The sequence below is a fragment of the Janibacter corallicola NBRC 107790 genome (assembly GCF_001570965.1).
Classification (GTDB): Bacteria; Actinomycetota; Actinomycetes; order Actinomycetales; family Dermatophilaceae; genus Janibacter; species Janibacter corallicola.
This window is the reverse complement of the sequence record NZ_BCSR01000011.1, coordinates 50,164-64,844: the sequence shown is the minus strand read 5'-3', so window position 1 is coordinate 64,844 and position 14,681 is coordinate 50,164. Positions and strand designations below refer to the sequence as shown.

The 14,681-nt window shown below is 71.1% G+C and carries 12 protein-coding genes; 8 read left to right on the top strand and 4 right to left on the bottom strand.

Annotation, left to right across the window (positions count from 1 at the left end; translation table 11 throughout):
• The 4 genes from JCO01S_RS15890 to JCO01S_RS06670 all read left to right on the top strand — a co-directional run.
• The coding region (locus JCO01S_RS15890) for a hypothetical protein (protein ID WP_218002236.1) at positions 1 to 677 on the top strand (677 nt) is incomplete at its 5' end.
• An 18-nt stretch (positions 678 to 695) separates the two neighbouring features.
• Positions 696 to 1,748 carry an AraC family transcriptional regulator gene (locus JCO01S_RS06680; protein WP_084342703.1) on the top strand — a complete coding sequence of 351 codons (1,053 nt, stop codon included), beginning with the start codon at positions 696 to 698 and terminating at the stop codon, positions 1,746 to 1,748.
• Positions 1,749 to 1,833: 85 nt separating this feature from the next.
• Positions 1,834 to 2,970, top strand: coding sequence for an MBL fold metallo-hydrolase (locus tag JCO01S_RS06675; protein ID WP_068252679.1), 1,137 nt, complete (start codon positions 1,834 to 1,836; stop codon positions 2,968 to 2,970).
• Positions 2,967 to 3,821: an SDR family oxidoreductase gene (locus JCO01S_RS06670; protein ID WP_068252675.1), complete on the top strand. Its 855-nt coding sequence runs from the start codon at positions 2,967 to 2,969 to the stop codon at positions 3,819 to 3,821. The genes JCO01S_RS06675 and JCO01S_RS06670 overlap by 4 nt, the downstream gene beginning before the upstream one ends.
• On the opposite strand, the gene JCO01S_RS06665 is transcribed toward JCO01S_RS06670, so the two are convergent.
• The 3 genes from JCO01S_RS06665 to JCO01S_RS06655 form a co-directional block, all read right to left on the bottom strand.
• Complete coding sequence (locus JCO01S_RS06665; protein WP_068252672.1) at positions 3,812 to 4,801, bottom strand: bile acid:sodium symporter family protein; 990 nt, start codon at positions 4,799 to 4,801, stop codon at positions 3,812 to 3,814. The genes JCO01S_RS06670 and JCO01S_RS06665 overlap by 10 nt on opposite strands.
• A complete protein-coding gene (locus tag JCO01S_RS06660) occupies positions 4,798 to 7,161 on the bottom strand; it encodes an ATP-binding cassette domain-containing protein (RefSeq protein ID WP_068252667.1) in 2,364 nt (787 codons plus the stop codon). Before JCO01S_RS06660 ends, JCO01S_RS06665 begins: the two co-directional genes overlap by 4 nt.
• A 99-nt stretch (positions 7,162 to 7,260) precedes the next feature.
• Positions 7,261 to 7,851 carry an LOG family protein gene (locus tag JCO01S_RS06655; protein ID WP_245634350.1) on the bottom strand — a complete coding sequence of 197 codons (591 nt, stop codon included), beginning with the start codon at positions 7,849 to 7,851 and terminating at the stop codon, positions 7,261 to 7,263.
• Between the two features lie 38 nt (positions 7,852 to 7,889).
• Here JCO01S_RS06655 and JCO01S_RS06650 point away from each other — a divergent pair, with 38 nt between their 5' ends.
• Complete coding sequence (locus tag JCO01S_RS06650; protein WP_369407282.1) at positions 7,890 to 8,627, top strand: methyltransferase domain-containing protein; 738 nt, start codon at positions 7,890 to 7,892, stop codon at positions 8,625 to 8,627.
• Between the two features lie 38 nt (positions 8,628 to 8,665).
• Here the strand turns inward: JCO01S_RS06650 and JCO01S_RS06645 are convergent, their stop codons facing one another.
• The gene (locus JCO01S_RS06645; protein WP_157074507.1) at positions 8,666 to 9,265 is read right to left on the bottom strand and encodes a TetR/AcrR family transcriptional regulator; all 600 of its coding nucleotides are present in this window, start codon (positions 9,263 to 9,265) and stop codon (positions 8,666 to 8,668) included.
• 103 nt (positions 9,266 to 9,368) lie between these two features.
• On the opposite strand from JCO01S_RS06645, the gene JCO01S_RS06640 reads away from it, so the two are divergent.
• The 3 genes from JCO01S_RS06640 to betT are packed head-to-tail and all read left to right on the top strand — an operon-like array spanning position 9,369 to position 14,669.
• Positions 9,369 to 10,859 (top strand): aldehyde dehydrogenase family protein, encoded by a 1,491-nt coding sequence (locus JCO01S_RS06640; protein WP_068252662.1) that lies wholly within the window; start codon positions 9,369 to 9,371, stop codon positions 10,857 to 10,859.
• Between the two features lie 31 nt (positions 10,860 to 10,890).
• Positions 10,891 to 12,651, top strand: a complete 1,761-nt coding sequence (gene betA / locus JCO01S_RS06635) for a choline dehydrogenase (RefSeq protein WP_068252659.1) — start codon at positions 10,891 to 10,893, stop codon at positions 12,649 to 12,651.
• On the top strand, positions 12,648 to 14,669 hold the full coding sequence (betT, locus tag JCO01S_RS06630) for a choline BCCT transporter BetT (RefSeq protein ID WP_068252656.1): 2,022 nt from the start codon (positions 12,648 to 12,650) through the stop codon (positions 14,667 to 14,669). The genes betA and betT overlap by 4 nt, the downstream gene beginning before the upstream one ends.
• The last annotated feature ends 12 nt before the right edge of the window (positions 14,670 to 14,681 follow it).

Here is a 14,681-nt window from a genome sequence, read left to right as displayed (position 1 = left end):
CCTTCCCCGCCTCGGCCGCGGTCGACGCGCTGGCGGAGTGGCGGCAGTGGCTCGCCGACCAGCCCGGCTCGATCTGGTCCAACGCCCACCTGGACGTCTCCGGGGGTTCGCTGTCGCTGCGGATCTTCGGGGTCACCCCGGTCGGCAAGGAGAAGGCGCGGCTGGCCTCCCTTCGCTCGGCCATCAGCGCCCGCGCGACGAAGACGAGCACGACGAGCCGGGACTTCCTCGGTGCGGTCGAGTACCTCGGGGGCGGGAAGACCTCTCCCCGCACCGGTTTCGTCGCCGGCTCGGACGTCCTCCGAGGGGTGACGAGGGGGCGGGGCGCCGCCATCGAGAAGGCGATGCACTGGGCCGCCACGCGTGGCCTCTCCGCCGCCGCGATCCTCGATCCCCTCGACGGCGCCGTCTCGGACGCGAAGACCGGGGACAGCGCCTTCCCCTGGCGCTACCACGCCGCGAGCGTGCAGTGGTACGTGGGGACCGGCTCGACGGCGCAGCGCCGGGCCGCCCTGCGGTGGATCAGGGACGTGCACGAGTTGCTCGGCGACCGCAGCTCCGGGGGGTACCTCGGGTACGTCGAGCCCGGCACGTCGATCGATCGCTACCTGGGGGCCAACGCCTCCCGGTTCCGGAAGATCCGCAGCACCTACGACCCGGACGGGGTCATCGCCTGAGCGGGCCACAAGGGCTGGGTGACCACGCGGACGAAGGGAGTCACCGGCGATACCAATGTCGTGCGGGCGGCGAGCCTGCGCGGCTTCGTCCCACTGGTGATCCGGCTCGGTGGTGACCCGGGCGGACTGCTCACGCGCTTCGGCATCGACCCGGCGGTCCTGGACGAGGTCGACGCACTCATCCCGATCACCGCCCACGACCGCATGCTCGACACCGCTGCCGAGGAGCTGGACTGCCCGGACCTGGGGCTGCAGCTCGCGGGCGAGCAGGATCTGGGCATCCTCGGTCCGCTGGCCCTGGCGATCGAGTCCTCCTCGACCGTCGCTGAGGCGCTGGAGCACGCGAGCCGGTACATGTTCGTGCACAGCCCGGCTCTGCACGTCGAGCTCGCGGCGGACCCCCGGCGGGTGCCGGGCGTCGTGGCCATCACGTACCGGAAGGACCTGCGCGAATCGCCCTACTCGCCGCAGGCCATGGAGCTGGGCGTCGCGCTGCTGCACCGCATCGCGGTCGCGCTGCTCGGCGGTGCCGCCGGGCTGCGGTCGGTCGAGGTCTCGCACGCACCCCTCTCCCCCGTCGATCGCTACCGCGAGGTCTTCGGTGTCGAGGTCGGCTTCAACAGCCCGGTCTCGGGGTTGCGGGCGAGCCGGCAGGTGCTGGACCGGCGCTTCGAGCGCTCGAGCCCGACCATCAGAGCCGTTGCCGTCGCGCACCTGGAGAGCGCCTACACCAATCCGGACGAGCGCGTCGCCGTACGGGTCCGTGGACTGCTCGCCGAGCTGCTCGGGACGGTCCCACCGACGCTGGCCCACGTCGGTGACGTCCTGTCCGTCCACCCCCGGACGGTGCAGCGCCAGCTGGCCACGGAGGGGACCAGCTATGAGGAGATCCTGGACGACGTGCGCCGTACCGCCGCCCTGCACTGGATCACGTCGACCGATCTGCCCTTCGCCCAGGTCGCGCCGCTCGTCGGTCTCAGCGAGCAGAGCGCACTGACCCGCTCGGTGCGACGGTGGACCGGCCGCAGCCCTCGCCAACTGCGGCGTGAGGGGCGCCACACCGGCACCTGAGAGCTGTCGCCTCGAGTCAAGTCCGGTGCGCCCGGCGGGGCCATGCTGGGAGGAGATGCCCCCTTCCCAGGACAGGAGTCGAGACATGACCGCCACCGCAGAGACGACCGCACGGACGCTCGCCGACATCGGCGCACGCACCATCCCGGAGTTCGAGGGTGTGCACGACGTGTGGCCCCGCGGTGACCGTCTCGAGGCCGTCCGCAGCGCGGCGGCCCGGTACAAGGAGCGCTTCACGGCCGAGGGGCGGATCACCGCCGTGAAGTCCGTCGACATCGCGTCCGCTCCCTACCCGGTGAAGTACGGCTTCAACACCGCCGTCATCGGGCCGCACAGCCCGCTCATCCCGATCATCAACCGCATGGTCGTCGTGCAGTACGACGACTGGGACGGCCGTCCCCGCACCCTCGTCTTCGAGCCGACGGTTCCCGAGGGGTCGGCCAAGGCGCCCTTCTTCGAGAAGCTGCAGCGCCTGACGAACAAGATCCCCTACGCCAACCGGGCCGAGCAGGTCATCGTCAACTACTACAACGAGCCGGACGAGGCCCTGGCCCGGGTCGGTCTGACGGCCGGCGACGTCGACTTCTGCGCCTTCGACCACCTGCACGTGCAGGACCCGCGGATGATCCTCGGCTCCTCCGCGACCATTCCCGGCGAGGCCTCCCCGCGGGACCCGATCTTCGGCGGCGCGAGGATGCTCGTGAACGCCCGCGAGCTGGCCACCCTCCAGTCGCTCCACCCGATGCAGTGGGCCTGGTACGTCGAGGGCAGCCTCGAGGGCGTCGAGATGGACAAGTTCGTGACCTTCGAGGGCGACGTCGAGCTCGGCCCCGGCGTCGCGCTCCTGTGGACCCCCGGCCACACCGATGGCAACCACTCGCTCGTGCTCAACACCCCGGACGGGGTCTGGGTCTCCTCCGAGAACGGCATCGCCCTGGACAACTGGCAGCCCGAGCAGTCCAGGATCCCGGGGGTGAGGCTGTACCACAAGCAGTACGGCAGGGAGATCTGCCCGAACGGCAACACCCTCGAGGACTCGGTCGACCAGTACGACTTCATGATCAAGGAGAAGACGCTCGCGGACCGGTCCACGCGCGACCCTCGCTGGCTGCAGATCCTCCCCTCGAGCGAGCTGGCGCCGTGGAAGCGCTTCTGGCCGGTCGTGCCGACCTTCAACCACGGAGGCATCGAGTACGGCACGATCACGGGCGACCACCGGTGACGGGTGCCCCACGCGGCGGTGCGGTCGTCACCGGAGCCGGCCGCGGCATGGGCCGTGGGATCGCCGAGCTGCTCGTCGCACGGGGGCACACGGTCCTCGTCACCGACGTGGACGGTGACGCGGCCCGCCGAGTGGCCGACGAGCTCGGCGCACGCGCCGAGAGCATGAGCGTCGACGTCCGGGAGGAGGCCCAGGTCCTCGCGGCTCGGGAGCGCATCCTGCAGCTCGCCGGGCACCTGGACGTCTGGGTCAACAACGCCGGGGTGCTCCCGACCGGCCCCACGTGGGAGTCGGACGAAGGGGGACGTCGTCTCACCCTCGAGGTGAACGCCCTCGGCACGATGAACGGCACCCTCGCCGCGATCGGCGCCATGCGCGCCGCCGGCGGCGGGCACGTCGTCAACATGGCCTCGCTCGCCGGGATCAGCGCGGTCCCGGGCGAGGGGGTCTACGCCGCCTCCAAGCACGCCGTCATGGGCTTCAGCATGAGCACCCTCGCGGACCTGCGCGCCGCGAAGGTCACGGACATCGACATCTCCTGCATCTGCCCCGACGGGGTGTGGACCCCGATGCTCCACGGCAAGCTCGATGACCCGGGTGCCGCCCTGTCCTTCTCCGGCAAGCTCCTGCAGCCGCAGGAGGTCGTCGAGGCCGTCGGGGACGTGCTGGACCGACCGCGCCCGGTCACGGCGCTACCGGGATGGCGCGGCGCTGTCTGCCGCCTCGGTGCCGTCCTCCCCCGCATCGGGCTGTCGGGCCTGCCGATCATGGCGGCCCAGGGCCGCCGGGTGCAGCGCCGGATGCTCCGGCAGCGCCGACAGGGGCGATCGGGTACCTCTGCCTACCGCTGACTGCGTGCCGCCCTCCCCAGACGCACCGGGCGGTTCCGGAAGATGCCCGCGACGAGGGCACCCGAGAGGTTGTGCCACACCGAGAAGACGGCCCCGGGCAGCGCGGCCGCCGGCGTGAAGAAGGTCGCGGCCAGACCCGAGGCGAGCCCGGAGTTCTGCATCCCCACCTCGATGGCCATGGTCCGGGCACTGACCTCGCCCTGCCCGGTCACCCTGCCGAAGAGGTAGCCCAGCAGGACGCCGAGCGCGTTGTGCAGCACGACGGCCAGGGCGACGACCAGCCCCGCCTCGATGAGTTGGTCCGCCGAGAGCGAGACCACGATCGCGACGACGACGCAGATCACGGTCACCGACAGCCACGGCATGGCCGGCAGCACCGCACGGACGAGGCGGGGCAGCAGCGTGCGGACGACGAGGCCGAGGACCACCGGCACGAGCACGATCTGCAGGATCGTCACCGCCATGCCGCGGCCGTCCACCGGCAACCGCTCCCCCACGAGCCACAGCGTGAGCAACGGGGTCATGAGCGGCGCGAGCAGCGTCGATACGGAGGTCATGGCCACCGACAGGGCCGTGTCCGCCCGCGCGAGGTAGGCGACGACGTTGCTGGCGGTGCCGCCGGGCACGCAGCCGACGAGGATGACGCCGGCGGCCAGCTCGTCCGGGAGGCCGAGGGCGGCAGCCACGCCCCACCCGACCAGCGGCATGACGGCGTACTGGGCGACGACACCGAGGACGACCGGCATCGGCCGGGTGAGCACGAGCCGGAAGTCCGGCAGCGTGAGGGTCAGGCCCATCCCGAACATGATCACGCCGAGCAGCGGGTTGATCAGCCCCGACTGGCTGGAGATCGGTCCCGGAAGCGCCCACCCGAGGACCCCGGCGAGGAGGACGAGGATCGGGAAGATCGTCACCGCGCGCCGTGCGCTGCGGTCCTCTCGGGCCGTGGGCGAGCCCGGGCGGGTCTCGGCGGACGTCATGCTCCTGCCTCCACGTAGGTCGCAAGGTGTTCACCCGTCAGTGTGGACCTCGAGTCCACGAGCTCGCGCGGGGCACCTTCGAAGACGACCCGCCCGCCCTCGTGCCCGGCCCCCGGGCCGAGGTCGATGATCCAGTCGGCGTGCGCCATGACCGCCTGGTGGTGCTCGATGACGATGACCGACGTGCCGCCCTCGACGAGCCGGTCCAGCAGCGCGAGCAGGTTGTCGACGTCGGCGAGGTGCAGGCCGGTGGTCGGCTCGTCGAGGACGAAGACCTCGCCCTTCTCCCCCATGTGCACCGCCAGCTTGAGGCGCTGGCGCTCCCCACCGGAGAGCGCCGTGAGCGGCTGCCCGAGGGTGAGGTAGCCCAGTCCGACGTCGACGAGACGCACGAGGATCCTGTGGGCGGCGGGCAGGCTCGCCGGTCCGCCCCGGGCGAAGAAGGCGAGCGCCTCCTCCATCGACATCTCGAGCACGTCGGCGATGTTCTTGCCCGCGAGCTCGTACTCGAGGACGGCCTCCTGGAAGCGGCGCCCTTCGCAGTCCTCGCAGGGCGACTCGACGGTGGCCATGACACCGAGCTCGGTGAAGATCACGCCCGCGCCGTTGCACGTGGGGCAGGCGCCCTCGGAGTTCGAGCTGAAGAGACCCGGCTTGACGCCGTTGGCCTTGGCGAAGGCCTTGCGGATCGGGTCCAGCAGGCCGGTGTAGGTCGCCGGGTTGCTGCGGCGCGAGCCCTTGATCGCGCCCTGGTCGACGATGACCACGCCGTCCCGGTGGTCGAGGGTGCCGTGGACGAGGGAGCTCTTGCCGGAGCCGGCGACGCCGGTGACGGCGACGAGGACCCCGGTCGGGATGTCGACGTCGACGTCCTGCAGGTTGTGGGTGTCGGCGCCACGGATCTCCAGCGCGCCGGTGGCGGAACGGACCTCGTCCTTCAGCCGCGCCCGGTGGTCGAGGTGGCGGCCGGTGAGGGTGTCGCCGGCGCGGAGCTCCTCGACGCTCCCCTCGAAGACGACCTCGCCCCCCTTCGCCCCTGCCAACGGGCCGAGGTCGACCGCGTGGTCGGCGATCCGGATCGTCTCCGGCTTGTGCTCGACGACGAGCACGGTGTTGCCCTTGTCCCGCAGGCGCAGCAGCAGGTCGTTCATCCGGGCGATGTCGTGGGGGTGCAACCCGATCGTCGGCTCGTCGAAGACATAGGTGACGTCGGTGAGTGAGGAGCCGAGGTGGCGGATCATCTTGGCCCGCTGGGCCTCTCCCCCGGACAGCGTCCCCGCCGGCCGGTCCAGGGAGAGGTAGCCCAGCCCGATCTCGGTGAAGGAGTCGAGCAGGTGCTGCAGCCCCGCGAGCAGCGGTCCGAAGCCGGGCTCGTCGAGCCCACGGACCCAGGCGGCGAGGTCGTCGATCTGCATCGAGCACAGGTCGGCGATGCTCTTGCCCCTGATCGTCGAGGCGCGGGCCTCCGGGGTCAGGCGCGTCCCGCCGCACTCGGGGCAGGTCTGGAAGGTGACCGCCCGCTCGACGAACCGGCGCACGTGCGGCTGCATCGCCTCGGGGTCCTTGGAGAGCATCGACTTCTGGATCTTCGGGATGATCCCCTCGAAGGTGAGGTTGACCCCCTCGACCTTGATCTTCGTCGGCTTGCTCCAGAGCATCGTCTCGAGCTGCTTCTTGGTGAAGTCCTTGATCGGCGTGGTCATCGGCAGCTTCATGCCCTCGAAGAGGCGCCCGTACCACCCGTCCATGGAGTAGCCGGGCACGGTGAGCGCCCCGTCGCGCAGGCTCTTGTGCTCGTCGTAGAGCGCGGTGAGATCGATGTCGCTCACCTGCCCCATCCCCTCGCAGCGCGGGCACATGCCGCCGAGGTAGACCTGCTGCTTGACCGTCGTGCGCTCGGTGCGGCCGGACTTCTCCGTCGTCATCGAGCCGCTCGCCCGGCGGGTCGGCACGTTGAAGGAGAAGGCCGTCGGCCCACCGACGTGCGGCTCGCCGAGGCGGGAGAAGAGGATGCGCAGCATCGCGTTGGCGTCGGTGGCGGTGCCCACGGTCGAGCGCGGGTTGGCGCCCATCCGCTCCTGGTCGACGATGATCGCCGTCGTCAGGCCCTCGAGGTGATCGACCTCCGGGCGCGACAGCGAGGGCATGAAGCCCTGCAGGAAGGCGCTGTACGTCTCGTCGATGAGCCGGCGGGACTCGGCGGCGATGGTGCCGAAGACGAGCGAGCTCTTGCCCGAGCCCGAGACCCCGGTGAAGACCGTCAGACGCCGTTTCGGGATGTCGAGACTCACGTCCCTGAGGTTGTTCTCCCTCGCCCCCTGCACGCGGATGAGGTCGTGGCTGTCGGCGGGGTGCGGCATGGGCGCTCCAGAGGAAATGGGATGGACCGGATCCGACGATCCAAGCAGATTCTGCGGACAGAGGAGGTCGTCAGGAAGTGCAAGAGGCGGCTTGGAACGTCACCCGTGCGTGTCGGGGGCCGTGGGCCGAAGCATGCGGGCCGAGCTCTCCCTGGCCTCCAGACCCGCGAGCGCGGTGTCGAGGTCGCTGGCGACCACGATCTCGGCCAGGCTCGCCGACGAGACGAAGCCCTGCTCGCCCAGCCCCCGGAGCGCGTCCAGCAGCGGGGTCCAGAAGCCGTCCGCGTCGAGGAAACCCACCGGCTTGTCCAGCAGCCCGATCTGCCGCCAGGTCCACACCTCGAAGATCTCCTCGAGGGTGCCCATCCCACCCGGCAGCGCGAGGAAGGCGCTCGTCAGCTCGGCCATGAGCGCCTTGCGCTCGTGCATCGATTCCACGACGTGCAGCTCGGTGAGGTCCTCGCGCCCCCACTCGCGGTCGATCATGAAGGTCGGGATGACCCCGATGACCTCGCCGCCACGGGAGAGTGCCCCGTCGGCGAGCGCGCCCATCAGGCCACCTCCCCCGCCGCCGTAGACGACCCCGATCCCGCGCTCGGCCAGGACGACCCCGACGTCATGGGCCACCTCCAGCCACTTCGGGTCGTTGCCGGGTGTGGAGCCGGTGAAGCACGTCAGTCGCTGGATCACCCGGGCACGATAGCCGGTCGGGGCGAGGCCGAAATCCGGTGGCGCCGGAGTCCCGATCGCGGTGTGCTGGGGGGCATGACGAGCAGCGACGTGTGGACCGCCGAGCAGGCGCAGCGCTACGACGAGGAGGGCGGGATGTTCTCCGACGAGGTCCTCGCGCCGACCGTGGAGGGGCTGGCAGCCCTGGCCGACGGGGGTGCGGCGCGGTCCCCCTCCGGGCGAAGGGCGTCCCCGTCGCCGGGATCGAGCTGTCGCCACCGATGGTGGCGCAGCTGCGCACCAAGGTCTCCGTCGAGGAGATCCCGGTGGCGATCGGCGACATGGCGACCACGCGGGTGGAGGGAGCCTTTTCGCTCGTCTACCTCGTCTACAACACCATCGGCAACCTGTGCACCCAGGAGGAGCAGGTCGAGTGCTTCCGCAATGCGGCCCGCCACCTCGTCCCCGGTGGCCGCTTCGTGGTCGAGGTGGGGGTGCCCTCCCTTCGCCGCCTCCCACCCGGGCAGGCGGCCGTCCCCTTCGACGTCTCGGACGAGCACGTCGGGTTCGACACCTACGACGTCGTGACGCAGGAGGCGGTCTCGCACCACCTCACCCGGCGCCCCGACGGCAGCTACCGCCGGGGCACGCACCACTTCCGCTACGTCTGGCCGAGCGAGTTGGACCTCATGGCCCGCTTGGCGGGGATGGAGCTCGAGAGCCGTGGCGAGGACTGGAGGGGCACGCCGTTCACCGCCTCGAGCGGGGCCCACGTGAGCGTCTGGCGCGTGGGATGAGTCCAGGTGCCGCCCGTCTGCCCGGGCGGTGGCACCCCCTACTGCTCGGCGATCGCCACCTCGACGAGGTGGCGTGCCGTGCGCTCCCCGGCGGCGATGGCCCGCTCCTGGTGCCCGCGCAGCATCCCGGTGATCGCGCCGAGATAGGCCACGACCACCTCGTCGGCCAGCCGCACGCCCCGCTCCCCCGCCACGACCTCCGCGGCGAAGTGCTCGATCCGCCCGTGCAGCAGGTCGTCCTCCGCATCGAGCATCCGGGTCACCTCGCGGCTCGGGCGTCCCACGGCCGCAGCGGTTCCGCTGAAGGCGCACCACCGCTCGCTGAGCCGCTCGCGCTGGTAGGTGCGCAGGGCCGGGAAGATCGCGAGCAGCCGGTCCACGGGTGACCCCGCGGCGGCGATCGCCTCGTCCCAGGCCTCGGTCCACTCCTTCAGGCGGCGCTCCAGCGCGGCGGCGACGAGGCCGTCCTTGTTGCCGAAGTTGGAGTACAGGCTCGCCGGAGCAGCGCCCGCGCGCCTGAGGATCACGTCGACCGGGGTGAGCACCACACCGTCGACGAACATCAGCTCGTCCGCGGCGTTGAGCAGCCGCTCCCGGGCAGGCCGTCTGCGCTGCTCCGTCTGCCCCGCCGGTTCCATGCCGACCACCCTAGATCCGCGGTGAGCGAAACGCACGTTTCACTTATGACTGAAACGTCCGTTACAGTCGATGCGTTCCCACGAACCCGACCCGAGGAGAGCCATGTCCACCCTGTTCATCGACGGACAGTGGTCCGCCGCGGAGTCCGGCCGGACCCGGGAGATCACCTGCCCCGCCGACGGCAGCCACATCGCCACCGTGGCCGAAGGGGGCCCCGCCGACGCCCGACGTGCGCTCGAGGCCGCCCGCCTGGCCTTCGACCACGGCCCGTGGCCCCACACCCCCGCCCCCGAGCGGGCGGCCCTGCTCCACCGCCTCGCCGACCGGTTGCAGGACGAGATCGAGCAGGTCGCCCGGATGGAGGCCCTCGACACCGGCAAGCGTCTCGTCGAGGCGAAGATCGACATGGAGGACATCATCGCGGTCTTCCGTCACTTCGCCGGGCTGGCGCAGGCCGAGGCGGGGCGGGTCGTCGACCCCGGGGTCGCTGACGTGTCCTCCCGGGTCGTGAGCGAGCCGGTCGGGGTCTGCACCCTCATCACGCCGTGGAACTTCCCGCTGCTGCAGACGGCGTGGAAGGTCGCCCCGGCCCTGGCCGCCGGCAACACCTTCGTGCTCAAGCCGAGCGAGCTGACCCCGCACACCTCGATCTGGCTCGTGAACGCCCTGGCCGACCTCGGCCTTCCCCCCGGCGCGGCCAACCTCGTCCTCGGCGCCGGCGCGGAGGTCGGCTCCACGCTGACCGAGGCCCCCGAGGTCGACCTCGTCTCCTTCACGGGAGGGGTCGTCACCGGCCGCACGATCATGGCCGCGGCCGCGCCGACGGTGAAGAAGATCGCCCTCGAGCTCGGCGGCAAGAACCCCAACGTCATCTTCGCCGACGCCGACCTGGACGCGGCGATCGACAACGCCCTCACGGCGATCTTCCTGGACTCCGGGCAGGTCTGCTCCGCGGGCTCCCGCCTCGTCGTCGAGGACTCGGTCCACGACCAGGTCGTCGACGAGCTCGTCCGCCGCGCCGGGACCATCCGCATGGGCGGCCCGCTCGACGAGGACGCCGAGACCGGTCCGCTCATCAGCGACGCCCACCGCGAGAAGGTCGAGGCCTACGTCGCCCACGCCGTCGAGCAGGGCGCCACGCTGCGCTGCGGCGGCGAGCGCCCAGGCGGTGAGCTCGCCAAGGGCAGCTACTACCCCCCGACGATCCTCGATGACTGCCACCAGGACATGGACGCCGTCCACGACGAGTCCTTCGGCCCGGTGCTCACCGTCGAGACCTTCACCGGGGCCGACCGGGAGGGGGTCGAGGACGCCGCCGTGGCGATCGCCAACGACACCGTCTACGGCCTCGCCGGGGCCGTCTGGACCCAGGACGCCGGTCGGGCCGAGCGCGTCGCCCGACGGCTGCGCCACGGCACGGTCTGGATCAACGACTTCCACCCGTACGTGCCCGCTGCCGAGTGGGGCGGCATGAAGCAGTCCGGCATCGGCCGCGAGCTCGGCCTCGCCGGCCTGCACGAGTACCAGGAGACCAAGCACATCTGGCACAACACCAGGCCCGCCCGCGCCGACTGGTTCGCCGACCGGGCCTGATCGCACCGACGCCACAGAGGGAGAGAAGAACATGAGAGAGAGCTACGACTACGTCATCGTCGGCGGCGGATCCGCCGGCTCGGCACTGGCCAACCGGCTCAGCGCCGACGCGGGCACCACGGTGCTCGTCCTCGAGGCAGGCCGCGCCGATTTCCTGGCCGACCCGCTGATCCACATGCCGGCAGCGCTGATGTTCCCTGCCGGCAACCCGCTCTACGACTGGGCCTACGAGAGCGACCCCGAGCCCCACATGGGTGGCCGCCGGGTCAAGCACGCCCGCGGCAAGGTGCTCGGCGGCAGCTCGAGCATCAACGGGATGATCTTCCAGCGCGGCAACCCCGGTGACTTCGACAAGTGGGCCGGCTTCGCCGGCATGGAGCACTGGGACTACGCCCACTGCCTGCCCTACTTCAAGCGGATGGAGACCACCACCGCCGGCGCGGACGCCTGGCGCGGTGGCTCCGGCCCGCTCACCCTCGAGCGTGGCCCGGCCTCCAGCCCGCTCTTCCAGGCCTTCTTCGAGGCCACGACCCAGGCCGGCTACGCCCGCACCGACGACGTCAACGGCTACCGCCAGGAGGGCTTCGCCCCCTTCGACCGGAACGTGAGCAAGGGGAGCCGGATGTCCGCCTCCCGCGCCTACCTGCGCCCCGTGCGCGACCGGGCCAACCTCGACGTGACGACGCTCGCCACCGTGACCGGTCTGCGCTGGCAGGGCAACCGGGTCACCGGGGTGGACTTCGTGCGGGCCGGCCGGCGGCACCACTCCGTCACCGCCGGCGAGGTCATCCTCTGCGGCGGCGCGTTCAACTCCCCGCAGCTGCTGCAGCTCTCGGGGGTCGGTGACCCGCAGACCCTGCGCGAGGCCGGCGTCACCCCGCACGTCGAGCTCCCGGGTGTCGGCGAGAACCTGCAGGACCACCTCGAGGTCTACCTCCAGCACGAGAGCCTGCAGCCGGTCTCCATCGCACCCTGGCTGAAGATGTGGAAGGCGCCGTACATCGGTGCCGAGTGGCTCTTCTTCGACAAGGGCGTCGGGGCCTCCAACCACTTCGAGGGCGGCGGTTTCATCCGCACCAACGACGAGGTGGCCTACCCGAACCTGATGTTCCACTTCCTGCCGATCGCGGTGCGCTACGACGGCACCGCCGCCGGCGGCAAGCACGGCTACCAGGTGCACATCGGCCCGATGAACTCCGACGTGCGCGGCCACGTGCGGATCAGGAACGCCGACCCGCTCACCAAGCCGAGCATCCTCTTCAACTACCTCTCCACCGAGCGGGACCGCCGGGAGTGGGTCGAGGTCGTGCGGGCCGCGCGGCACATCCTCTCCCAGCCGGCCTTCGCCCCCTTCGACGGTGGCGAGCTCTCGCCCGGCCCGGACGTGGCGACCGACGAGGAGATCATCGACTGGGTGGCCAAGGACGCCGAGACCGCCCTGCACCCCTCGTGCTCGGCGAAGATGGGCACCGACGACATGGCGGTCGTCGACCCCGCCTCGATGCGGGTCCACGGCACCGAGGGGCTGCGCGTCGTCGACGCCTCGGTCTTCCCCACCATCACCAACGGCAACATCTACGCGCCGGTGATGATGGTCGCCGAGAAGGCCGCGGACCTCATCGCCGGGAACACCCCCCTCGCCCCCGAGGACCCGCCGGTCTACAAGGCCGGGAGCGGGATGCCGCTGTACCCGCAGGGCGACCCCCGCAACGGCGCCTGGGACACCCCCACCGACCAGCCGAGCGCCGCACAGGTCGCGCGCGAGGCCGACGCCAAGGGGGTCTCGCAGTGAGCGTGAATCTCACCGACATCGACCCCGATTTCCTCGCGGACCGGCCGAGCCGGCCCCGGGCCAAGCGCTCGGTCCTGGCGATCTCCTTCGTCGTCATCGCGGCCATCGCCGCCTGGGCCCTCATCACGCCGGACCGTGCGGAGAGCACCCTGGGCGACGTCGTCGGGTGGATCTCGAACTGGTTCGGCTGGTTCTACATCGCCCTGGCCACGGCCGTGCTCGTCTTCGTGGTCTACCTCGGGGTGCGCCACTCCCGGGTGCGCCTCGGCGGCCCCGATGACCGGCCGGAGTTCTCCACCTTCTCGTGGGCGGCGATGCTCTTCGCTGCCGGCATCGGCACCGACGTGATGTTCTTCGCCGTCGCCGAGCCCGCCAGCCAGTACCTCGCTCCCCCGCAGGGGCAGGCCGAGACGGTCGAGGCGGCCCGTGAGGCCACCGTGTGGACCCTCTTCCACTACGGCATCACAGGGTGGGGCATGTACGCGCTCATGGGGATGGCACTGGGCTTCTTCGCCCACCGCAAGGGCCTCCCGCTCGCGGTGCGCTCGGCGCTCTACCCCCTCGTGGGCAAGCGCATCCGCGGCCCCATCGGCGACGCGGTCGACATCGCGACCGTCCTCGGGACCATCTTCGGCGTGGCCACCTCGCTCGGGATCGGCGTCGTCATGCTCAACGTCGGCCTCGGCGTGATGTTCGACGTGCCGCAGGGCATCCCCGCCCAGATCGGCCTCGTGGTCGTCGCGGTCGGCGTGGCCACGATCTCGGCGACCACCGGCGTGGACCGCGGCATCCGCTTCCTCAGCCAGCTCAACGTCATCCTGGCCATCGCCCTCGCGCTGTGGGTGCTCATCACCGGGCAGACCACCTTCCTGCTGCGGGCGATCACGATGAACGTCGGCGACTTCGTCTCGATGTTCCCCGGCATGACGATGGACACGATGGCCTACGACCACCCGGCCGAGTGGATGAGCCTGTGGACCCTCTTCTTCTGGGCGTGGTGGGTCGCCTGGGCCTCCTTCGTCGGGATGTTCCTCGCCCGGATCTCCAAGGGCCGCACCATCGGCCAGTTCGTCCTGGGGACCCTGATCATCCCCTTCATCTACATCGTGATGTGGGTGACGATCTTCGGTAACGCCGCCCTGAAGAAGATCTCCGACGGGGGCGAGAAGTTCGGCCAGCTGGCGATAAACCAGCCGGAGGCCGGCTTCTACACCCTGCTGCAGGACTACCCGGGAGCCTTCTTCCTCGTCGGTCTCGCGACCTTCGTCGGGCTGCTCTTCTACGTCACCTCGGCGGACTCCGGCGCGCTCGTCATGGCCAACCTCAGCTCCGAGCTGCCCGACAGCGAGAGCGACGGCCGGCCCTGGCTGCGCATCCTGTGGGCCGTGACGACCGGTGTCCTCACGATCGCCATGCTCGTCGTGGGCGGGATCGTCGCGCTGCAGTACGCGACGATCGTCATGGGACTGCCCTTCGCCGTCGTCATGATCCTGGTGATGGTCGGGCTGCACCGGGCACTGGAGGCCGAGCGCGGCCTGAACACCGCCGCCCGGCTCTCCCTCACCACGCACCTGGCCGGGCACCGCAGCACCGCCCGGGTCGGCTCGTGGCGCCAGCGGATGAGCAGCGGCTTCGGCCGGGTCTCGCTGCGGCAGGCCAATGCCCGCCTCGCCACCGTCGTGGTCCCCGCCCTGGAGGAGGTCGCGGAGGCGCTGCGCGGCGAGGGCCGGGAGGTCGAGGTCAGCAGTGCCACCGGCGAGCACGGTGACTCCGCGACGCTCTCCGTCGGTGAGGGGCCGAACGCCTTCGAGTGGCGCGTGCGGGCCCGCCAGGTCCCCGCACCGAGCTACGGCACCCGGATGCGTGAGGCCTCGGACCTGACCACCCGCCTCGAGGTCGCCCTGCCGACGGGCTCGAGCTACGACGTCTACCCCTACACCGGGGAGCAGATCTGTCACGACGTGCTCGACCACCTCGAGCGCTGGCAGGCCACGAGCGCGATGACCCAGCTCGGCTGAGTCACCTGCAGG